Source organism: Pantoea sp. BJ2, assembly GCF_040255075.1.
In the GTDB taxonomy this organism is placed as follows: domain Bacteria; phylum Pseudomonadota; class Gammaproteobacteria; order Enterobacterales; family Enterobacteriaceae; genus Pantoea; species Pantoea leporis.
Genome location: NZ_CP158292.1, coordinates 765527 through 786295 on the forward strand (window position 1 = coordinate 765527; position 20769 = coordinate 786295).

Genomic DNA, 20769 nt, shown 5'->3' on the forward strand with positions numbered 1-20769 from the left:
TTATGCGTCGTATTTTATCGGTTCTGCTGGAAAACGAATCCGGCGCATTGTCCCGCGTAGTGGGGCTGTTCTCTCAACGTGGCTATAACATCGAAAGCCTGACTGTGGCACCGACCGATGATCCCACCTTGTCACGCATGACCATTCAAACGGTCGGCGACGCGAAAGTGCTGGAGCAGATTGAGAAGCAGCTGCACAAGCTGGTGGACGTGTTACGTGTCAGCGAGCTGGGTCAGGGCGCTTACGTTGAGCGTGAGATCATGCTGGTGAAAATCCAGGCCAGCGGTTACGGCCGTGAAGAAGTGAAGCGCAGCGCGGAAATTTTCCGTGGGCAGATTATCGATGTCACGCCAACGCTTTACACGGTTCAGCTGGCAGGCACCAGCGATAAACTCGATGCGTTTCTCAACACCGTGCGTGACGTGGCAGAAATTGTCGAAGTGGCGCGCTCAGGAATTGTGGGTGTGTCGCGCGGCGATCGCGTGATGCGTTAATCACCCAAAGTAACGATTTTATCTGATTCTAACCCGGCGAAATGCCGGGTTTTTTTATTTTATGCGCTTAACCAGGATGCGAGAGAAAAGCGGTTGCTCGGCGTAGTGTTCTGCGGTTAGATGTTACAAATGTTTTACCCATAGCTACTCTGCGGATATTTTCGTCAGCGCTGGCTTATCAGAATTAAGGTGTCACCGTGAAACTGGATGAAATTGCGCGCCTGGCAGGCGTGTCGCGCACCACGGCCAGCTATGTAATTAATGGCAAAGCGCGGCAGTATCGTGTCAGCGAAAAAACCGTCGAAAAAGTGATGGCGGTGGTGCGTGAACACAACTATCACCCCAATGCCGTCGCGGCTGGGCTGCGCGCCGGGCGCACACGTTCGATTGGCCTCGTGATCCCCGATCTGGAAAACACCAGTTACACGCGCATTGCGAATTATCTGGAGCGTCAGGCGCGTCAGCGCGGCTATCAGCTGCTGATTGCCTGCTCAGAAGATCAGCCAGACAACGAAATGCGCTGCATCGAGCATCTGTTGCAGCGCCAGGTTGATGCCATCATTGTTTCAACTTCACTGCCACCAGAGCATCCGTTCTATCAGCGTTGGATCAACGATCCGTTACCGATTATCGCGCTGGACCGTGCGCTGGATCGTGAACACTTTACCAGCGTAGTGGGTGCCGATCAGGATGATGCGCAGGCGCTGGCGGCTGAATTGCGTCAGCTACCGGTGAAAAATGTGCTGTTCCTCGGCGCGCTGCCTGAGTTGTCGGTCAGCTTCCTGCGTGAGTTAGGTTTCCGCGATGCGTGGAAAGATGATGAGCGGCCAATTGATTACATCTACTGCAACAGTTTCGATCGGGCCGCCGCTGCCGCGCTATTTGAGAAGTACCTCGAAGATCATCCGATGCCGGAGGCACTTTTCACCACATCGTTTGGGCTGCTGCAGGGCGTAATGGACATTACGCTGAAGCGTGATGGTCGCCTGCCGACGGATTTAGCGATCGCCACCTTTGGCGACCATGAATTGCTGGATTTCCTCGAGTGCCCGGTGCTGGCGGTGGGGCAACGTCACCGCGACGTGGCTGAGCGCGTGCTGGAACTGGTGTTAGCCTCGCTAGATGAACCACGTAAACCCAAGCCGGGTTTAACCCGTATTCGTCGCAATTTATTCCGCCGCGGACAATTAAGTCGCCGCTCTAAATGAAATGCTGGGCAGTTCGCTGCCCAGCATTTATTAATCCTGTCGATATTTTGAAACCTTAGGGCGTAAATAAGCGTAAATAATCGCCACTCCAGCTAACAATTTAACCTTGCTGACTTTTCTTAATTGTTTACCTGTTCACCAGTGAGGCGTGGCAGAGCTGGCGCGATGATGCTGGGCTTCCTTTCAGAAATCCCCTAAAATGCCGCCGCTGTCGCAGATTGCGGGGCAAATATACTTTTGCGCCGGAGCGCTTTATTTTTCGCCATTTATCCTCGTGCAGAAATTTTTATTCAATTATTCATCAGGTTAATTTTTTATTTTACGAATCCATGTCGATTAATTCCCTCATTGATTAATTTCACCCGATGTAAATAGTGATATTCACTTGCCGTTGCGGCTTGACAAGGATTTCATCGGCTCCGTAAACTCGTTTCGTGGTAAAAAGTGGGATAAAGTGGTGAAAACGGGTGATTGAGGGGTAAGGCTGGCATGTTCCGTGGAGCAACGTTGGTCAATCTCGACAGCAAAGGACGATTAGCAGTACCAACGCGCTATCGTGAATTGCTTGTCGCAGAGTCTCAGGGGCAAATGGTATGCACCATTGACCTCCACCAGCCATGCCTGCTGCTTTATACCCTGCCCGAATGGGAAATCATTGAGAAAAAGCTGTCTCGCTTATCCAGCATGAATCCTGCCGAGCGTCGCGTACAGCGACTGCTGTTGGGACATGCCAGTGAATGCCAGATGGATAATGCGGGTCGTTTGTTGTTGGCGAACACGTTACGTCAACATGCCGGCCTGACCAAAGAAGTGATGCTGGTTGGACAGTTCAATAAGTTTGAGCTGTGGGATGAACAGACCTGGTATCAACAAGTTAAGGATGATATTGACACAGAACAGTCGGCTCAGGAGCCTTTATCTGAGCGGTTGCAGGACTTGTCGCTATAGCTATGCAGGAAAATTTCAAACACACCACAGTGCTGCTGGATGAGGCGGTAAACGGCCTCAATATCAGGGAAGACGGCATTTATATTGATGGCACTTTTGGTCGCGGCGGTCACTCGCGCTTAATCCTTTCGCAGCTTGGTGAGAAAGGGCAACTGATAGCGATTGATCGCGATCCGCAAGCGATAGCCGCAGCCGCTGAGATAAACGATCCGCGCTTCTCGATCGTCCACGGGCCGTTTTCGGCTTTGGCGGAATACGTCGAAGAGCGTGGATTGACCGGCAAGATCGATGGCGTTCTGCTCGATCTGGGCGTCTCTTCTCCGCAACTGGATGATGCTGAACGTGGCTTCTCCTTTATGCGTGATGGGCCACTGGATATGCGTATGGATCCAACACGCGGGCAATCGGCCGCCGAATGGCTGATGAGCGCAGAGGAGGCGGATATCGCTTTCGTGATCAAGACCTACGGTGAAGAGCGTTTCGGTAAACGGATTGCGCGCGCCATCGTAGAGCGTAACCGCGACCAGCCGATGACACGCACCAAAGAGCTGGCGACGGTGATTGCCGCCGCAATGCCCGTCAAAGACAAATTTAAGCACCCGGCAACGCGTACTTTCCAGGCGATTCGTATCTGGATCAACAGTGAGCTGGAAGAGATCGATACCGCGCTGAAAGGGGCCTTGTCGGTTCTCGCGCCAGGCGGCAGGTTGTCGATCATCAGCTTCCACTCACTGGAAGATCGCTTAGTGAAGCGTTTTATGCGCGATCAGAGCCGCGGTCCTCAGGTGCCAGCAGGCATTCCGATGACGGAGTCGCAGCTTAAAGCCTTAGGCGGTCGTGAGCTGAAAACGCTGGGCAAATTGATTCCTGGCGAAGCCGAAGTGAACGAAAACCCACGTGCGCGCAGTTCGGTATTGCGTATCGCGGAGCGAACGGCCTCATGATTGGCAACGAGCGCCACAGCTTACCCGGTGTCATTGGTGGGGACTTGCTGCGATTTGGCAAGATCCCGCTGTTGCTGTTGATCGCGGTGCTGGTGTCCTCGGTAATGGTCGTGACCACCACGCATAAGACGCGCCTGTTAACGGCGCAGCGTGAACAGCTGGTGCTGGAGCGTGATGCGCTCGATATCGAATGGCGCAACCTGATTCTTGAAGAGAACGCACTGGGCGATCACAGCCGTGTAGAGCGGATAGCAACCGATAAACTGCAAATGCAGCATGTAGATCCTTCGCAGGAAAATATTGTGGTGCAGAAATAAGGAATCGCAGAACTCAATGAGTGGCGCAGGCAAAACGCTGAAGTTAAAAAAACAAGAAGATAAGGCCAGCTTTGTAAGCTGGCGCTTTGCGTTACTGTGCGGGTGCATTTTACTGGCGCTGGGCGGACTGCTGTCGCGCGTAGCGTGGCTGCAGGTGATCAACCCTGACAAGCTGGTAAAAGAGGGCGATTTGCGTTCGCTGCGCGTGCAATCGGTGCCAACTGCGCGCGGTATGATCAGCGATCGTGCCGGTCGTCCGCTGGCGGTGAGCGTGCCGGTGAATGCGATCTGGGCCGATCCGAAAGAGCTGACCGAACACGGCGGCGTCTCGCTGGATAGTCGCTGGAAAGCGCTGTCGGATGCGTTATCGATCCCGCTCGATCAGCTTGCTGCACGTATCAATGCCAACCCGAAAGGGCGCTTTGTCTATCTGGCGCGCCAGGTGAATCCAGCGATTGGCGAGTATGTGAAAAAGCTTAAGCTGCCGGGCATCTATCTGCGTGAAGAGTCGCGCCGCTACTATCCGGCGGGCCAGGTGACCGCGCACCTGATTGGTTTCACCAACATTGATGGCCAGGGCATTGAAGGCATCGAAAAGAGCTTCGACAAATGGCTGACTGGCGCACCGGGTGAACGTACGGTGCGTAAAGACCGCAACGGCCGCGTCATTGAAGATATCTCCTCGGTAGACAGCCGCGCCGCGCATAACCTGACGCTAAGCATTGATGAACGTCTGCAGGCGCTGGTGTACCGCGAACTGAATAATGCCGTGGCGTTTAATAAAGCCGAATCAGGCACCGCGGTGCTGGTGGATGTAAACACCGGCGAAGTGCTGGCGATGGCGAACAGCCCCGCTTACAACCCGAATAATCTCAGCAACACGCCGAAAGACGTGATGCGTAACCGCGCTATTACCGACATCTTCGAGCCAGGTTCCACCGTGAAACCGATGGTGGTGATGACGGCTTTGCAGCGCGGTGTGGTGAAAGAGAACAGCGTACTGAATACCGTGCCGTACCGCGTCAATGGTCATGAGATCAAAGACGTGGCGCGCTACAACGAATTGACCCTTACCGGGGTTTTACAGAAGTCGAGTAACGTCGGGGTTTCACGTTTGGCGTTAGCGATGCCCTCCTCAGCACTTGTAGATACTTACGCGCGCTTTGGACTGGGTAAACCGACCAATTTGGGGCTGGTCGGGGAAAGTAGTGGCTTATACCCTCAAAAACAACGGTGGTCTGACATAGAGAGGGCCACCTTCTCTTTCGGCTACGGGCTAATGGTAACGCCGTTACAGTTAGCGCGAGTCTACGCAACCATTGGCAGCTACGGCATCAATCGCCCGCTGTCGATCACCAAAGTTGACCCGCCAGTGGCGGGTGAACGCGTTTTCCAGGAAGACCTGGTGAAAACGGTGATGCACATGATGGAAAGCGTTGCGTTGCCTGGCGGTGGTGGGGTGAAAGCCGCCATCAAGGGCTATCGCATTGCCATCAAAACCGGTACCGCCAAGAAAGTTGGACCGGATGGACGTTACGTCAACAAATACATTGCTTATACCGCAGGCGTTGCGCCTGCCAGCCGTCCTCGTTTTGCGCTGGTGGTGGTGATCAACGATCCCCAGGCCGGTAAATATTATGGTGGTGCGGTTTCAGCACCGGTGTTTGGCGCCATCATGGGCGGCGTATTGCGTACCATGAATATCGAACCTGATGCGCTGCCGACAGTTGATAAGAACGAGTTGGTGAAGAATAGAAGTGAGGGATCAAGTGACAGATCGTAACCTGCGCGACTTACTGGCCCCGTGGGTGCCGGGTGCGCCGGCGCGTCCACTCCGTGACATGACACTAGATAGCCGCGCGGCGGCTTCTGGCGATCTGTTTATCGCCGTGGCGGGCCATCATGCTGATGGACGCCGTTTTATTCCGCAGGCTATTGCACAAGGCGTAACGGCAGTGATTGCCGAAGCCGAAGGCGAAGCCAGCGATGGAGATATCCGCGAGATGCATGGCGTCCCGGTTATCTATCTGGCGCAGTTGCAGCAGCGTCTCTCTGCACTGGCCGGACGCTTTTATCAGCAGCCTGCAAGCAAACTGAAATTGATTGGTGTTACTGGCACTAACGGCAAAACCACCACCACGCAACTGATGGCGCAGTGGGCCAATCTGCTCGGTGAAACCGGCGCAGTGATGGGCACGGTAGGCAATGGCCTTTGCGGTCAACTGGTGGCAACCGAAAACACCACCGGTTCTGCGGTGGATGTGCAGCATGTGCTGAATGATTTAGTCGGGCAGGGCGCAACCCTGACGGCAATGGAAGTCTCCTCACATGGTTTGGTGCAGCATCGCGTTGCCGCCTTGCCGTTTGCGGCCGCGGTATTTACTAACCTGAGCCGCGATCACCTCGATTATCACGGTGATATGCAGAGTTATGAATCCGCTAAATGGTTACTGTTCTCTGAGCATCAGGTCGCTGAAGCCATCATCAATGCTGATGATGACGTGGGACGTCGCTGGCTGGCAAAATTGCCGGATGCGGTAGCGGTCACCATGGAAGACAATCTGCAATTGGGCTGTCATGGCCGCTGGCTGAAAGCTACGGCGGTGGATTATCACGACGGCGGTGCGCATATTCAGTTCAGCTCCAGCTGGGGCAACGGCGAGTTTGATAGCCGCCTGATGGGCGCTTTCAACGTGAGCAACCTATTGCTGGCGCTGGGTACGCTGCTGGCGCTGGATTATCCGCTTGATGCGCTGGTTGCCACTGCACCGCAGCTGCAGCCGGTGTGTGGTCGCATGGAAGTATTCACTGCGCCAGACAAACCTACGGTTGTTGTCGATTACGCTCACACGCCGGATGCGCTGGAAAAAGCGCTGGAAGCGGCGCGTCTGCACTGTAAAGGCCAGCTGTGGTGCGTGTTTGGCTGCGGTGGCGATCGTGACAAAGGCAAACGTCCGCTGATGGGCGCGATTGCTGAGCAATTCTCCGACATCGTCGTGATCACCGACGATAATCCGCGCAGCGAAGAGCCGATGGCGATTGTGAATGACATTCTCACCGGCTTGCTCGATCCGGGCCGCGCACGCGTGGTTTCCGGTCGTGCGCAGGCGGTCACCAACGCCGTGATGCAAGCCAGCGCCGACGACATCGTGTTGGTGGCCGGAAAAGGCCACGAAGATTATCAAATCATTGGCAACCGCCGTTTGGATTACTCCGATCGCGACACCGTCGCCCGTTTGTTGGGGGTGATGGCATGATTCCCGTTTCTCTCAATACGCTGGCCGAAATCAGCAGCGGTCAACTGCATGGCGCGGATTTAACCCTTGCCGATGTCACCACCGATACCCGCAAAGTCACCGCCGGCAGCCTGTTTGTGGCGCTGGTGGGTGAACGTTTTGATGCTCACGATTTTGCTAACGATGCCATTGCCAACGGCGCGCAGGCGCTGCTGGTCAGTAAGCTGCTGCCGGTTTCAATACCGCAAGTGGTTGTGGCTGATACGCGGATTGCTTTCGGCCAACTCGCCGCGTGGGTACGCCAACAGGCGAATGCTCGCGTGGTTGCGTTGACCGGTTCATCTGGCAAAACCTCGGTCAAAGAGATGACCGCCGCGATTTTGCGTCAGTGTGGCGAAACGCTTTACACGGCCGGCAACCTGAACAACGACTTCGGTGTACCGATGACGCTGCTGCGTCTCACCAAAGAGCATGCTTACGCGGTGATCGAGTTAGGTGCCAACCATCAGGGTGAAATTGCTTACACCACCGATCTGGTGCGTCCGGAAACTGCGCTGGTGAATAACCTTGCTGCTGCCCATCTGGAAGGCTTTGGCTCGCTGGCGGGTGTGGCGAAAGCCAAAGGCGAAATTTTTGGCGGCTTGCCGGTACACGGCACCGCGATCGTCAACGCTGACAGCAACGATCTGGCCAACTGGAAATCACAGTTTGCAGATAAAACCTTGTGGCGCTTCTCGCCGCAGCCGATGGCTGATGCAGAGTTCCGCGCCAGCGAAATCGTGCTGCGAGCCGATGCCACGCTGTTCACGCTGCATACGCCACGCGGTGATATCGCCGTGGAGCTGCCGCTGCCGGGCCGTCATAACATCTCGAATGCGTTAGCCGCTGCAGCGTTGGCATTGTCAGTAGATGCGCCGCTGTCGGCGATTCAAACTGGCCTTAAAACCTTGCAGGCTGTTCCTGGTCGACTGTTCCCGATTCGCCTGGCGGTCAATCAACTGCTGCTGGATGACAGTTACAACGCCAATGTCGGTTCTATGACTGCCGCCGCACAGGTGCTAGGCGATATGCCGGGCTACCGCGTGATGGTAGTGGGCGATATGGCTGAATTGGGTGATGAAGCCGAACTGTGTCATCGCCAGGTCGGCGATGCGGCCAAAGCGGCCGGTGTCGATCGCGTGCTGAGCATTGGGACTCTGAGCCAGCTGATTGGCGAAAACAGCGGTAAAGGCGAGCATTTCGCCACAAAAACCGCGCTAACTGAACGTTTACGCACATTGCTGTCCGAACATCAGGACATCACTATTTTGGTTAAAGGTTCACGTAGTGCCGCCATGGAGCAGGTAGTACAGAGCTTACAGGAGAAAGGAACATGCTAGTCTGGCTGGCCGAACATCTGGTCGCATTTTATTCCGGCTTTAACGTCTTCTCGTATCTGACGTTTCGCGCCATTGTCAGCCTGCTGACCGCCTTGTTCATTTCTCTGTGGATGGGCCCGCGCCTGATTGCCTGGCTGCAGAAGCTGCAGATCGGTCAGGTGGTGCGTAACGACGGTCCAGAGTCACACTTCAGCAAACGCGGCACGCCAACCATGGGCGGCGTGATGATCCTCACCTCAATCACCATTTCGGTGCTGATGTGGGCCTATCCGTCTAATCCATACGTCTGGTGCGTACTGGTGGTGCTGGTCGGTTTTGGCATCATCGGCTTTGTGGATGACTATCGTAAGGTGGTGCGCAAAGACACCAAAGGCCTGATCGCGCGCTGGAAATATTTCTGGATGTCAGTAATTTCGCTGGCGGTTGCGTTCGCGCTGTTTATCGCCGGTAAAGATACGCCAGCAACGCAGCTGGTGGTGCCGTTCTTTAAAGACGTGATGCCGCAGCTGGGCCTGTTCTATGTGGTGCTGGCCTACTTCGTGATTGTCGGTACCGGCAACGCGGTTAACTTAACGGATGGTCTTGATGGCTTAGCCATTATGCCAACGGTGTTCGTGGCAGCAGGCTTTGCGCTGGTGGCGTGGGCGACCGGTAACGTTAAGTTTGCCGAATATCTGCACATTCCTTATTTACGGCACGCGGGCGAATTAGTAATTGTCTGCACCGCGATTGTCGGAGCCGGACTCGGATTTTTGTGGTTCAACACCTATCCAGCGCAAGTGTTCATGGGCGATGTCGGCTCATTGGCGTTGGGTGGCGCGCTCGGCACCATCGCCGTGCTGCTGCGTCAGGAATTCTTGCTGTTAATCATGGGCGGCGTGTTTGTGGTCGAAACGCTGTCGGTGATTCTGCAGGTGGGATCGTTCAAGCTGCGCGGTCAACGCATTTTCCGCATGGCACCGATTCACCACCACTATGAATTGAAAGGCTGGCCGGAGCCGCGCGTCATCGTGCGCTTCTGGATTATTTCGCTGATGCTGGTGCTGATTGGCCTGGCAACGCTGAAGGTACGTTAATCATGGCTGACTATCGGGGCAGAAAAGTCGTCATCATTGGATTAGGCATTACTGGCCTCTCCTGTGTTGATTTCTTCCTCGCGCAAGGCGTAACGCCACGCGTGATGGATACCCGTGTCTCGCCGCCGGGGCTGGACAAACTGCCAGCTTCGGTGGAGCGCTATGTTGGCGGTATTAATAGTGATTGGCTGCTGGCGTCCGATCTGATTATCGCCAGCCCCGGCATCGCGTTGGCGCATCCTGCATTAAGCGAAGCCGCCGATGCCGGGATTGAAATCATCGGCGATATTGAGCTGTTCTGCCGTGAAGCGCAGGCTCCGATTGTGGCGATCACCGGTTCGAACGGCAAAAGCACCGTCACGACGCTGGTGGGTGAAATGGCGCGCGCAGCAGGTTGGCAGGTTGGCGTGGGCGGCAACATCGGTTTGCCGGCGCTGACGCTGTTGAAATCGCCAGCACAGCTTTATGTACTCGAACTCTCCAGCTTCCAGCTGGAAACCACGCATAGCCTGAAAGCGGCGGCGGCGACGATCCTCAATCTCACCGAGGATCACATGGATCGCTATCCGCTCGGCATGCAGCAGTATCGTGCCGCCAAGCTGCGCATTTACGAAAACGCCAGCGTATGCGTGGTGAATGCTGACGATGGCATGACCATGCCGGTGCGCGGTGTTGATCAGCGCTGCGTAAGCTTCGGCATCAACCTCGGCGATTATCATCTTAATCAGCAGCAGGGCAGCACCTGGCTGCGGGCGAAGGGCGAGAAAGTCCTGAACACCGATGAGATGACGCTGGTGGGCCAACACAATTATACCAACGCGCTGGCAGCGCTGGCATTGGCCGACGCGGTGAATATTCCACGCGCTTCCAGCCTGAAAGCCTTAACCACTTTTACCGGCCTGGCGCATCGCTTCCAATTGGTGCATGAAGCCCACGGTGTGCGCTGGATTAACGATTCCAAAGCCACCAACGTTGGCAGCACCGAAGCGGCGCTGAATGGCCTGCAGGTGAAAGGCACCTTGTGGCTACTGCTGGGCGGCGACGGCAAGTCGGCTGATTTCAGCCCGCTGGCGCGCTATCTGCAGGGCGACAACGTGAAGCTGTTCTGTTTTGGTCGAGATGGTGATGCGTTAGCGGCATTGCGTCCGGAGATCGCCACGCGCACTGAAACCATGCAGCAGGCGATGACGCAGATTGCCGCCCAGGTCAAAGCCGGCGATATGGTGCTGTTATCACCGGCCTGCGCCAGCCTTGACCAGTTCCGTAATTTTGAACAGCGCGGCGATCAGTTCGCGCAACTGGCAAGGGAGTTGAGCTGATGCGCATTCCTGGAGCCGGTATCGCCAACTATCTGTCGTTGCGCCTGCGTGAATGGGTGATGGGCGCGCGCGACAGTGATGATGCGCCGGTGGTGCTGTACGATCGCACGTTGCTGTGGCTGACCTTTGGGCTGGCGCTGATTGGTTTTGTGATGGTGACGTCGGCGTCGATGCCGGTCGGTCAACGTCTGAATGAAGATCCGTTCTACTTTGCCAAGCGTGATGCATTCTATATCGCTTTGGCGTTTGGTATGGCGCTGGTGACCTTGCGCATCCCGATGGATTTCTGGCAGCGCTACAGCAACGTGATGCTGATGGTGTCCGTGGTGATGCTGCTGATCGTATTGGTCGTCGGTAGCTCGGTGAACGGTGCATCGCGCTGGATTGCCCTTGGCCCGCTGCGTATTCAGCCGGCCGAGCTTTCGAAGTTGACGCTGTTCTGCTATCTCGCCAGCTATCTGGTGCGCAAAGTCGAAGAGGTGCGTAACAACTTCTGGGGCTTCTGTAAGCCGATGGGCGTGATGGTGGTGCTGGCCGTGCTGCTGCTGGCGCAGCCGGATCTCGGTACCGTCGTTGTGCTGTTTGTTACCACGCTGGCGATGCTGTTCCTCGCCGGGGCGAAAATGTGGCAGTTCCTGGCGATCATCGGCTCCGGCATTTTCGCCGTGGTGCTGCTGATCATCGCCGAACCGTACCGCATGCGCCGTGTGACCTCCTTCTGGAACCCGTGGGAAGATCCCTTCGGCAGCGGCTACCAGCTGACGCAATCGTTGATGGCGTTTGGGCGCGGTGAGTTCTGGGGGCAGGGATTAGGCAATTCGGTGCAGAAACTGGAATATCTGCCGGAAGCACATACTGACTTCATCTTCTCCATCATCGGTGAAGAGTTGGGTTATGTCGGTGTGGTTTTAGCGCTGTTGATGGTATTCTTCGTCGCTTTTCGCGCGATGTCGATTGGTCGCCGTGCTCTGGAGATCGATCAGCGCTTCTCAGGCTTCCTCGCTTGCTCAATTGGCGTGTGGTTTAGCTTCCAGGCGCTGGTTAACGTGGGTGCAGCTGCTGGCATGCTGCCGACGAAAGGTCTGACGCTGCCGCTGATCAGTTACGGTGGTTCGAGTCTGATCATCATGTCGACCGCCATCGTGTTTTTATTGCGCATAGATTATGAAACTCGTCTGGCAAAAGCGCAGGCGTTTACCCGAGGTGCACGATGAGTGGCAAACGGTTGATGGTCATGGCAGGCGGTACTGGCGGACATGTGTTCCCCGGTCTGGCCGTTGCCCATCACCTGATGGAACAAGGCTGGCAGGTGCGCTGGCTGGGAACCGCTGACCGAATGGAAGCGGATTTGGTGCCGAAACACGGCATTGAAATTGATTTTATCCGCATCAGCGGTTTACGCGGTAAAGGTGTTAAAGCGCAGTTGCTGGCACCGGTACGCATCTTCAATGCATGGCGCCAGGCGCGTCGCATCATGAAGAGCTGGCAGCCGGATGTGGTGCTGGGAATGGGCGGCTACGTTTCGGGTCCTGGCGGCTTAGCGGCGTGGAGCTGCGGTATTCCGGTGGTGCTGCATGAGCAGAACGGCATTGCCGGACTGACCAACAAGTGGCTGGCGAAGATCGCCACCAAAGTGATGCAGGCGTTTCCGGGAGCGTTTCCAAATGCTGAAGTGGTTGGCAATCCGGTGCGTACCGACGTGTTAGCGCTGCCGTTACCGGCAGAGCGACTGAGCGCACGTTTCGGCCCGATTCGCGTGCTGGTGGTTGGCGGCAGCCAGGGCGCGCGCATCCTTAACCAGACCGTGCCGCAAGTGGCCGCAGCGTTGGGCGAAGCCATTACGGTTTGGCATCAAACCGGTAAAGGCGGACTGGAAACCGTGCAGCAGGCTTACCGCGCAGCGGGTCAACCGCAGCACAAAGTCACCGAGTTTATCGATGACATGGCCGAAGCTTACGCCTGGGCCGATGTCGTAGTGTGCCGTTCGGGCGCATTGACGGTAAGTGAAGTGGCGGCCGCAGGTTTACCGGCAATTTTCGTACCGTTTCAGCACAAAGATCGTCAGCAGTACTGGAATGCGTTGCCGCTGGAAAAAGCGGGCGCAGCCAAAATTTTCGAGCAGCCGCAGTTCACCGCGGCTGTGGTAGCGGACACGCTGCGTCACTGGGATCGCGCCACATTGTTGGCGATGGCAGAAAAAGCCCGTCAGGTCGCGATTCCCGATGCAACCGAGCGGGTTGCAAATGAAGTGGCGCGCGTCGCGAAGTAAATTAATCGGCCAGTTGATTTGGCCCGTACCTTCAGCAGGTACAAACGGGAAAAACAGGTAATTGAAACAGATGAATACACAACAATTGGCAAAACTGCGTTCTATTGTGCCCGAGATGCGTCGCGTCCGGCACATTCACTTTGTCGGCATCGGTGGTGCTGGCATGGGCGGTATTGCCGAGGTGTTGGCGAACGAAGGCTATCACATCAGCGGTTCTGATTTGGCGCCGAACGCGGTGACACAGCATCTGGCTGCGCTGGGTGCGACGATTTATTTCAACCATCGTCCGGAAAACGTCACCGATGCCAGCGTTGTCGTGGTGTCGACGGCCGTAGCGCAGGATAACCCTGAACTGGTTGCCGCCCGTGAGCAGCGTATTCCCGTGATTCGTCGTGCTGAGATGTTGGCTGAACTGATGCGTTTCCGTCACGGCATTGCGGTTGCGGGCACGCACGGTAAAACCACCACCACCGCGATGGTGACCAGCATTTACGCGGAAGGCGGGCTGGATCCCACCTTCGTTAACGGTGGCTTGGTTAAAGCCGCAGGCACGCATGCGCGCCTGGGCAGCAGCCGTTATCTGATTGCTGAAGCAGATGAAAGTGATGCGTCCTTCCTGCATCTGCAACCGATGGTGGCAATTGTCACCAACATCGAAGCGGATCACATGGACACTTATCAGGGCGATTTCGAGAACCTGAAGCAGACGTTCATTAACTTCCTGCACAACCTGCCATTCTATGGACGCGCGGTAATGTGCGTGGATGATGCAGTGATTCGTGACCTGATCCCACGCGTAGGCCGCCAGGTAACCACCTACGGCTTCAGCGATGACGCGGATGTGCGTATCGAGAATTACGAGCAGCGTGGCGCACAAGGACACTTCACCATTATTCGTCAGGATAAGCCGGTGCTGAAAGTGACGCTGAATGCGCCTGGCCGTCATAACGCGCTGAACGCAGCCGCCGCGGTAGCTGTTGCCAGCGAAGAGGGGATTGAAGATAACGCGATTCTGGCCGCGCTGGAGAGCTTCCAGGGCACCGGACGCCGCTTTGACGTGCTGGGCGAGTTCGATACCGCCGCCGTCAATGGTAATCCAGGCAGTGCGATGCTGGTCGACGATTACGGCCACCATCCCACCGAAGTGGATGTCACCATCAAAGCCGCACGTGCGGGCTGGCCTGACAAGAAGCTAGTGATGGTGTTCCAGCCGCATCGCTACACGCGTACGCGTGACCTGTTTGATGATTTCGCTAATGTGCTGTCGCAGGTGGATGTGTTGTTGATGCTGGATGTCTATCCGGCGGGTGAAGCGGCGATTCCCGGCGCTGATAGCCGCTCGCTGTGCCGCGCGATTCGTAACCGTGGCAAAGTTGATCCGATTCTGGTCTCTGAGCATGACGCACTGCCAGATGCGCTGGCACCGTTGCTGTCGGGCGACGATCTGGTGATCGTGCAGGGTGCAGGCAACATCGGCAAGATTGCCCGCAAGCTGGCCGAAAACGAATTACAGCCTGCCGTTAAGTCGGAGGCGCGCCATGACTGAGAAGGTTGCAGTATTGATGGGCGGCACCTCGGCCGAGCGTGATGTGTCGCTGATGTCCGGTGCGGCAGTGCTGGCCGGACTGCGTGAAATGGGCATTGATGCGCATGCAGTCGATACGCGTGATGTGTCGGTGCTTGACCTGAAACAGCAAGGCTTCGCTAAAGCGTTTATTGCTTTGCACGGTCGTGGTGGCGAAGACGGCACGCTGCAAGCGGTGCTGGAGTTTCTGCAACTGCCCTATACCGGCAGCGGTGTGATGGCTTCCGCCATCACCATGGATAAGCTGCGCAGCAAATTGCTGTGGCAGGGCAGGGGATTACCTTCAGGCAAATTTGTCTGGCTGACGCGTCAGCAGCATGAACAAGGTTTAAACGCGGATACTACCAAAGCCATTGAGGCGCTGGGTTTACCGCTATTTGTCAAGCCAAGCTGCGAAGGTTCTAGCGTCGGTATCAGCCGCGTGAACCATGCGGATGCATTACCCGCAGCGCTTGAAGAAGCCTTTCGTCATGATGATGACGTGCTGATCGAAGCTTTTCTGAGCGGCGCGGAATACACCGTGGGCATCGTGGGTGAGCAAATTCTGCCTTCTATCAGAATTAAAACCGCCAGCGAGTTCTATGACTATGAAGCTAAATACATTTCTGACGATACTGAATACTTCTGCCCGAGCGGATTAAGCGCCGAGCAGGAAGCAGAATTGCAGACGTTGGTGTGGTCAGCCTGGCGCGCATTGGGTTGCAGCGGCTGGGGTCGCGTGGACGTGATGGCTGACGGTGAGGGCAACTTCCAGCTGCTGGAAGTGAATACTTCGCCCGGCATGACCAGCCACAGTTTAGTGCCGATGGCCGCTAAGCAAGCGGGATACAGCTTCCCGCAGCTGGTGGCGCGTATTCTGGAGCTGGCTGACTGATATGTCTCAGGCAGCGATACGAGTACGCAATCGCGAACCTCAGGAGCGGACACGCTCCGGGCGCAGCAACGGTGCGCGACTGTTTGGCATGGTGTTCCTGCTGATTGTGTTGGGCATTATGGTGGCGGGTGGCCTCATGGTGCTGAAGTGGATGAATGACGCGTCACGCTTGCCGTTATCGAAGCTGGTGGTGACCGGGCAAACCCACTACACCACGCATGATGATATTCGTCAGGCCATTTTATCGCTTGGCGCGCCGGGAACCTTCATGTCGCAGAACGTGGATATCATCCAGCAGCAGATTGAGCGTTTACCCTGGATTAAGCAGGTCAGTGTGCGCAAGCAGTGGCCTGATGAGCTGAAGATAAATCTGGTGGAGTATGTTCCGGTTGCACGCTGGAATGACTCACATATGGTGGACGCAGCTGGCGTCTCCTTCAGCGTTCCGGCCAGTCACGTTGGCAAAGAAACGTTGCCGATGCTGTACGGTCCGGAAGGCAGTGAAAACGAGGTGTTAGCCGGCTATCACACCATGAGTGATGTATTAAAGGCTAACAAGTTTACCCTGAAGGTCGCGTCGATGACGGCGCGGCGCTCGTGGCAGTTAGTGACCAGTGACGATGTGCGCATCGAATTAGGTCGTAGCGATACCATGAAGCGTCTGAACCGTTTTATTGAGCTTTATCCGGATTTGCAGCAGCAGGGCCAAAGTCAGAACCAGCGCATCACGTACGTTGATTTGCGCTACGATTCGGGCGCCGCAGTCGGTTGGGCCGCTGCACCGATAGAGCCACAGGACAGTAATCAGCAACAGAACCAGGCACAGGCTAAACCACAATGATCAAGGCAACGGACAGAAAACTGGTAGTAGGACTCGAAATTGGCACCGCGAAGGTGTCCGCCCTGGTTGGGGAAATTCTGCCCGATGGTATGGTCAATATTATTGGGGTGGGCAGTTGCCCGTCTCGCGGCATGGATAAAGGCGGCGTAAACGATCTGGAATCGGTGGTGAAATGCGTACAGCGCGCCATCGATCAGGCTGAATTGATGGCGGACTGCCAGATTTCCTCGGTCTACCTTGCTTTATCGGGCAAACATATCAGTTGCCAGAACGAAATCGGGATGGTTCCGATTTCGGAAGAGGAAGTGACTCAGGATGATGTAGAGAACGTGGTGCATACGGCGAAATCCGTTCGCGTACGCGATGAGCATCGTATTCTGCATGTTATCCCGCAGGAATATGCCATCGATTATCAGGAAGGCATTAAGAATCCAGTGGGACTTTCTGGCGTACGTATGCAGGCGAAAGTACATTTGATCACTTGCCACAACGATATGGCAAAAAATATTGTCAAAGCCGTTGAACGTTGCGGCCTGAAAGTTGACCAACTGATTTTTGCCGGGTTGGCATCCAGTTTCTCCGTACTGACGGAAGATGAACGTGAGCTGGGCGTCTGTGTTGTTGATATCGGTGGCGGTACAATGGATATCGCTGTCTATACTGGCGGTGCACTGCGTCACACCAAAGTGATCCCGTATGCCGGGAACGTGGTAACCAGCGATATCGCTTACGCTTTTGGTACACCGCCGACCGACGCAGAAGCGATTAAAGTGCGTCACGGTTGTGCATTGGGCTCAATTGTCGGCAAAGACGAAAATGTCGAAGTGCCGAGCGTAGGTGGACGTCCACCACGTAGCCTGCAGCGTCAAACGCTGGCTGAAGTCATCGAGCCGCGTTACACCGAACTGTTGAATCTGGTCAACGACGAGATTCTGCAATTACAGGAGCAGCTGCGCCAGCAAGGCGTAAAACATCATCTGGCGGCCGGTATCGTGCTGACCGGTGGTGCGGCGCAGATTGAAGGTTTGGCAGCCTGCGCACAGCGCGTGTTCCACACGCAAGTGCGCATCGGACAGCCGCTTAATATCACCGGCCTGACGGACTATGCGCAGGAGCCGTATTACTCTACGGCGGTTGGCCTGCTGCATTACGGCAAAGAGTCACACATGAACGGTGATGCAGAAACGGAAAAACGTGCTTCAGTGGGCAACTGGTTCAAGCGAATCAACAGCTGGCTGAAGAAAGAGTTTTAATTTTTGAAAAAGGAGATCATGCTGGCAATGTTTATGATCTCCAGGCGACAGGCACATAACGGAGAGAAATCATGTTTGAACCTATGGAATTAACCAATGACGCGGTGATTAAAGTCATCGGCGTCGGCGGTGGCGGTGGCAACGCCGTAGAGCACATGGTACGCGAGCGTATCGAAGGTGTGGAATTCTTCGCTGTGAACACCGACGCGCAAGCGTTGCGTAAGACAGCGGTCGGCCAGACGATCCAGATCGGGACCAATATCACCAAAGGTCTTGGTGCAGGTGCGAACCCAGAAGTGGGCCGTAACTCTGCAGAAGAGGATCGCGAAGCACTGCGTGCTGCGCTGGATGGTGCAGACATGGTGTTCATCGCAGCTGGCATGGGCGGCGGTACCGGTACTGGTGCAGCGCCAGTTGTGGCTGAAGTGGCAAAAGATTTGGGTATCCTGACCGTTGCGGTAGTAACTAAACCGTTCAACTTTGAAGGCAAAAAGCGTATGGCTTTTGCTGAGCAAGGTATCGCTGAACTGTCTAAGCATGTCGATTCACTGATTACTATTCCAAACGACAAGCTGCTGAAAGTTCTGGGTCGCGGTATTTCTCTGTTGGATGCGTTCGGCGCAGCCAACGACGTATTGAAAGGCGCTGTACAGGGTATCGCTGAACTGATTACCCGTCCTGGCCTGATGAACGTTGACTTTGCGGACGTGCGTACCGTGATGTCAGAAATGGGTTACGCCATGATGGGTTCAGGCGTGGCATGTGGTGAAGATCGTGCGGAAGAAGCGGCAGAGATGGCTATCTCTTCTCCGCTGTTGGAAGACATCGATCTGTCTGGCGCGCGCGGCGTGCTGGTCAACATTACTGCGGGCTTCGACCTGCGTCTTGATGAGTTTGAAACCGTGGGTAACACCATCCGCGCCTTCGCTTCTGACAACGCAACCGTGGTTATCGGTACTTCTCTGGATCCAGAGATGAACGACGAACTGCGTGTTACCGTAGTTGCAACCGGCATCGGCATGGATAAGCGTCCGGAAATCACGCTGGTGACCAACAAGCCGGCCACTCAGCCAGTGATGGATCATCGCTACCAGCAGCACGGCATGGCGCCACTGCCGCAGGAGCAGAAACCGGCTGCGAAAGTGGTGAATGACCAACCGGCGGCATCCAGCAAAGAACCCGATTACCTTGATATTCCAGCCTTCTTGCGTAAGCAGGCTGATTAAGAATATCCCGAGAATTGGGATTCTCCGCTCTTTGTGCTAAAGTATTCGCCCGCTGGTAATTTATACTGGCGGTCGGACAGGTAATATTGCGAGATAAAGCGATGATCAAACAAAGGACATTAAAACGTATTGTTCAGGCGACTGGTGTCGGTTTACATACCGGCAAGAAAGTCACACTGACGTTACGCCCTGCGTCGGCTAACACCGGGGTCATCTATCGTCGCACTGACTTGAATCCACCGGTAGATTTCCCGGCTGATGCAAAATATGTGCGCGACACCATGCTGAGTACTTGCCTGGTGAACGATGAAGGCGTGCGTATTTCAACCGTTGAACACCTGAACGCCGCATTGGCGGGCTTGGGCATCGACAACATTATTGTTGAAGTTGATGCACCGGAAATCCCGATCATGGATGGCAGTGCCGCGCCTTTTGTCTATTTGCTGATGGACGCTGGCATCGAAGAGCTAAGCAGCGCGAAGAAATTCGTACGCGTTAAGCAAACGGTGCGTGTGGAAGATGGCGATAAGTGGGCCGAGATCAAGCCGTACAACGGTTTCTCACTCGACTTTACTATCGACTTCAAACATCCAGCGATCGACTCAAGCTCGCAGCGTTACCAGCTCAACTTCTCGGCTGAGAACTTTGTTCGCCAAATCAGCCGTGCGCGCACCTTTGGCTTTATGCGTGAAATCGAATATCTGCAGTCTAAAGGCCTGTGCCTGGGCGGTAGTTTAGATTGTGCGATTGGCCTTGATGATTTCCGCGTATTAAACGAAGACGGTCTGCGCTTTGAAGACGAATTTGTTCGTCATAAAATGCTCGATGCGATCGGCGACCTGTTCATGTGCGGTCATAATGTTATTGGCGCGTTTACCGCCTTTAAATCGGGCCATGCGTTGAACAACAAGTTGCTGCAAGCGGTTCTGGCTAAACAGGAAGCCTGGGAATGGGCGACCTTCGAAGATGAAGCTGAACTGCCACTGGCATTCAAAGCACCAAATTTAGTTCTGGCGTAAGTCAGACATAAAACGGCAGGTTTCGCTGACACCCTCTCCGGTCAGTTTAACCTGCCGTTTTTTATTGCCTCATTTTTATTCCTGCCAAGCCGATCTCAATTCGCTGTAGCAACTGGCGAAACCCTGTACAAAAAAACGTGAATTCCGCCGAAGCCCCTTTAATCACTGGTGTCGTAGCCCCACATAAGTGCTATCATCTGGCGCTCACATAAGCTGGGTAACGCAGATTTTTGCTACCGCTTTATTACTTTATTCAATGCATTGTGGACGGATTGTGATCGGGATTTTCTCACGCTGGCGACAATTAGGCAGACGCTATTTCTGGCCACATCTCCTGTTGGGGATGGTGGCGGCCAGTTTAGGTTTGCCTGCCTGTGCGCAAAGTTCTGAGCCGAAAGCAAATGATTCGCCGATCAGCAGCCTGTTTGTCGGCAATGTTGTCCATTTTGACCATCTGATTCGTCTGCAGGAAAGCGCGCGTCGACCGAATTTCAACGTCGATTACTGGCACCAGCATGCGATTCGCACCGTTATTCGCCACCTTTCCTTTAGTATGACGCCGCCCGCTCAGGCGGAAGCCGATCAAGCTGTGCCGCTGGCGGCACAAAAGCTGGCGTTGATAGGTTCGCTTCAGGCGTTGCTAACTTCTCCGGCGCAATCGCTGACTGTTGTTGAGCCGCAACAAAACCTGCGTCACAACGAACCACAAATCCTTTCCTCTGCTGATTGGCAAGCTGCTATTCATGGCATCCGCGCCGGGCCTTTCATTGCTTAACTGCTA

At 55.2% G+C, this 20769-nt stretch carries 19 protein-coding genes; all 19 read left to right on the forward strand.

All coding sequences use genetic code 11. From position 1 onward, the window contains the following. Window positions 1-2 precede the first annotated feature (2 nt). The 19 genes from ilvN to secM all read left to right on the forward strand — a co-directional run bounded on the left by ilvN (window position 3) and on the right by secM (window position 20763). Window positions 3-494: an acetolactate synthase small subunit gene (gene ilvN / locus AAF463_RS03370; RefSeq protein ID WP_007885011.1), complete on the forward strand. Its 492-nt coding sequence runs from the start codon at window positions 3-5 to the stop codon at window positions 492-494. 197 nt (window positions 495-691) lie between these two features. Further along, window positions 692-1702, forward strand: a complete 1011-nt coding sequence (cra, locus tag AAF463_RS03375; RefSeq protein WP_101762121.1) for a catabolite repressor/activator — start codon at window positions 692-694, stop codon at window positions 1700-1702. A gap of 489 nt (window positions 1703-2191) precedes the next feature. Then, on the forward strand, window positions 2192-2650 hold the full coding sequence (gene mraZ, locus AAF463_RS03380) for a division/cell wall cluster transcriptional repressor MraZ (RefSeq protein WP_007885013.1): 459 nt from the start codon (window positions 2192-2194) through the stop codon (window positions 2648-2650). Between the two features lie 2 nt (window positions 2651-2652). Further along, on the forward strand, window positions 2653-3594 hold the full coding sequence (gene rsmH / locus AAF463_RS03385; protein ID WP_101762120.1) for a 16S rRNA (cytosine(1402)-N(4))-methyltransferase RsmH: 942 nt from the start codon (window positions 2653-2655) through the stop codon (window positions 3592-3594). Next, window positions 3591-3911 (forward strand): cell division protein FtsL, encoded by a 321-nt coding sequence (gene ftsL, locus AAF463_RS03390; protein WP_101762119.1) that lies wholly within the window; start codon window positions 3591-3593, stop codon window positions 3909-3911. The genes rsmH and ftsL overlap by 4 nt, the downstream gene beginning before the upstream one ends. A gap of 16 nt (window positions 3912-3927) precedes the next feature. Next, complete coding sequence (locus tag AAF463_RS03395) at window positions 3928-5694, forward strand: peptidoglycan glycosyltransferase FtsI (protein ID WP_222234395.1); 1767 nt, start codon at window positions 3928-3930, stop codon at window positions 5692-5694. Continuing rightward, on the forward strand, window positions 5681-7168 hold the full coding sequence (gene murE / locus AAF463_RS03400) for a UDP-N-acetylmuramoyl-L-alanyl-D-glutamate--2,6-diaminopimelate ligase (RefSeq protein WP_350261524.1): 1488 nt from the start codon (window positions 5681-5683) through the stop codon (window positions 7166-7168). Before AAF463_RS03395 ends, murE begins: the two co-directional genes overlap by 14 nt. Further along, window positions 7165-8526: a UDP-N-acetylmuramoyl-tripeptide--D-alanyl-D-alanine ligase gene (gene murF / locus AAF463_RS03405; RefSeq protein ID WP_350261525.1), complete on the forward strand. Its 1362-nt coding sequence runs from the start codon at window positions 7165-7167 to the stop codon at window positions 8524-8526. The genes murE and murF overlap by 4 nt, the downstream gene beginning before the upstream one ends. After that, on the forward strand, window positions 8520-9602 hold the full coding sequence (gene mraY / locus AAF463_RS03410) for a phospho-N-acetylmuramoyl-pentapeptide-transferase (protein ID WP_007888613.1): 1083 nt from the start codon (window positions 8520-8522) through the stop codon (window positions 9600-9602). The genes murF and mraY overlap by 7 nt, the downstream gene beginning before the upstream one ends. A gap of 2 nt (window positions 9603-9604) precedes the next feature. Then, the gene (gene murD, locus AAF463_RS03415) at window positions 9605-10921 is read left to right on the forward strand and encodes a UDP-N-acetylmuramoyl-L-alanine--D-glutamate ligase (RefSeq protein WP_350261527.1); all 1317 of its coding nucleotides are present in this window, start codon (window positions 9605-9607) and stop codon (window positions 10919-10921) included. Beyond that, entirely contained in the window at window positions 10921-12135 is a 1215-nt protein-coding gene (ftsW, locus tag AAF463_RS03420) for a cell division protein FtsW (protein ID WP_101762115.1), read from the forward strand. Before murD ends, ftsW begins: the two co-directional genes overlap by 1 nt. Beyond that, window positions 12132-13190 carry an undecaprenyldiphospho-muramoylpentapeptide beta-N-acetylglucosaminyltransferase gene (gene murG, locus AAF463_RS03425; protein ID WP_192235725.1) on the forward strand — a complete coding sequence of 353 codons (1059 nt, stop codon included), beginning with the start codon at window positions 12132-12134 and terminating at the stop codon, window positions 13188-13190. Before ftsW ends, murG begins: the two co-directional genes overlap by 4 nt. Before the next feature lie 70 nt (window positions 13191-13260). Continuing rightward, entirely contained in the window at window positions 13261-14736 is a 1476-nt protein-coding gene (murC, locus tag AAF463_RS03430; protein WP_101762113.1) for a UDP-N-acetylmuramate--L-alanine ligase, read from the forward strand. After that, window positions 14729-15649: a D-alanine--D-alanine ligase gene (locus AAF463_RS03435; RefSeq protein ID WP_137385156.1), complete on the forward strand. Its 921-nt coding sequence runs from the start codon at window positions 14729-14731 to the stop codon at window positions 15647-15649. Before murC ends, AAF463_RS03435 begins: the two co-directional genes overlap by 8 nt. Before the next feature lies 1 nt (window position 15650). Further along, window positions 15651-16490, forward strand: coding sequence for a cell division protein FtsQ (gene ftsQ, locus AAF463_RS03440; RefSeq protein WP_350261528.1), 840 nt, complete (start codon window positions 15651-15653; stop codon window positions 16488-16490). Then, complete coding sequence (gene ftsA, locus AAF463_RS03445; protein ID WP_007888634.1) at window positions 16487-17743, forward strand: cell division protein FtsA; 1257 nt, start codon at window positions 16487-16489, stop codon at window positions 17741-17743. The genes ftsQ and ftsA overlap by 4 nt, the downstream gene beginning before the upstream one ends. 71 nt (window positions 17744-17814) lie before the next feature. After that, window positions 17815-18969, forward strand: coding sequence for a cell division protein FtsZ (gene ftsZ / locus AAF463_RS03450; RefSeq protein ID WP_008108602.1), 1155 nt, complete (start codon window positions 17815-17817; stop codon window positions 18967-18969). A 101-nt stretch (window positions 18970-19070) separates the two neighbouring features. Continuing rightward, the gene (lpxC, locus tag AAF463_RS03455; protein WP_097094933.1) at window positions 19071-19988 is read left to right on the forward strand and encodes a UDP-3-O-acyl-N-acetylglucosamine deacetylase; all 918 of its coding nucleotides are present in this window, start codon (window positions 19071-19073) and stop codon (window positions 19986-19988) included. 274 nt (window positions 19989-20262) lie between these two features. Further along, window positions 20263-20763: a secA translation cis-regulator SecM gene (gene secM / locus AAF463_RS03460; protein ID WP_338064763.1), complete on the forward strand. Its 501-nt coding sequence runs from the start codon at window positions 20263-20265 to the stop codon at window positions 20761-20763. Window positions 20764-20769: the final 6 nt, after the last annotated feature.

What these genes read in the sequence shown, in the direction of transcription:
- AAF463_RS03395 (WP_222234395.1), top strand. Translation starts at nt 3,928, where the DNA reads ATGAGTGGCGCAGGCAAAACGCTGAAGTTAAAAAAACAAGAAGATAAG.
- ftsZ (WP_008108602.1), top strand. Translation starts at nt 17,815, where the DNA reads ATGTTTGAACCTATGGAATTAACCAATGACGCGGTGATTAAAGTCATC.
- mraZ (WP_007885013.1), top strand. Translation starts at nt 2,192, where the DNA reads ATGTTCCGTGGAGCAACGTTGGTCAATCTCGACAGCAAAGGACGATTA.
- ftsQ (WP_350261528.1), top strand. Translation starts at nt 15,651, where the DNA reads ATGTCTCAGGCAGCGATACGAGTACGCAATCGCGAACCTCAGGAGCGG.
- lpxC (WP_097094933.1), top strand. Translation starts at nt 19,071, where the DNA reads ATGATCAAACAAAGGACATTAAAACGTATTGTTCAGGCGACTGGTGTC.
- murC (WP_101762113.1), top strand. Translation starts at nt 13,261, where the DNA reads ATGAATACACAACAATTGGCAAAACTGCGTTCTATTGTGCCCGAGATG.
- mraY (WP_007888613.1), top strand. Translation starts at nt 8,520, where the DNA reads ATGCTAGTCTGGCTGGCCGAACATCTGGTCGCATTTTATTCCGGCTTT.
- ilvN (WP_007885011.1), top strand. Translation starts at nt 3, where the DNA reads ATGCGTCGTATTTTATCGGTTCTGCTGGAAAACGAATCCGGCGCATTG.
- ftsW (WP_101762115.1), top strand. Translation starts at nt 10,921, where the DNA reads ATGCGCATTCCTGGAGCCGGTATCGCCAACTATCTGTCGTTGCGCCTG.
- ftsL (WP_101762119.1), top strand. Translation starts at nt 3,591, where the DNA reads ATGATTGGCAACGAGCGCCACAGCTTACCCGGTGTCATTGGTGGGGAC.
- AAF463_RS03435 (WP_137385156.1), top strand. Translation starts at nt 14,729, where the DNA reads ATGACTGAGAAGGTTGCAGTATTGATGGGCGGCACCTCGGCCGAGCGT.
- murF (WP_350261525.1), top strand. Translation starts at nt 7,165, where the DNA reads ATGATTCCCGTTTCTCTCAATACGCTGGCCGAAATCAGCAGCGGTCAA.
- ftsA (WP_007888634.1), top strand. Translation starts at nt 16,487, where the DNA reads ATGATCAAGGCAACGGACAGAAAACTGGTAGTAGGACTCGAAATTGGC.
- rsmH (WP_101762120.1), top strand. Translation starts at nt 2,653, where the DNA reads ATGCAGGAAAATTTCAAACACACCACAGTGCTGCTGGATGAGGCGGTA.
- murD (WP_350261527.1), top strand. Translation starts at nt 9,605, where the DNA reads ATGGCTGACTATCGGGGCAGAAAAGTCGTCATCATTGGATTAGGCATT.
- murG (WP_192235725.1), top strand. Translation starts at nt 12,132, where the DNA reads ATGAGTGGCAAACGGTTGATGGTCATGGCAGGCGGTACTGGCGGACAT.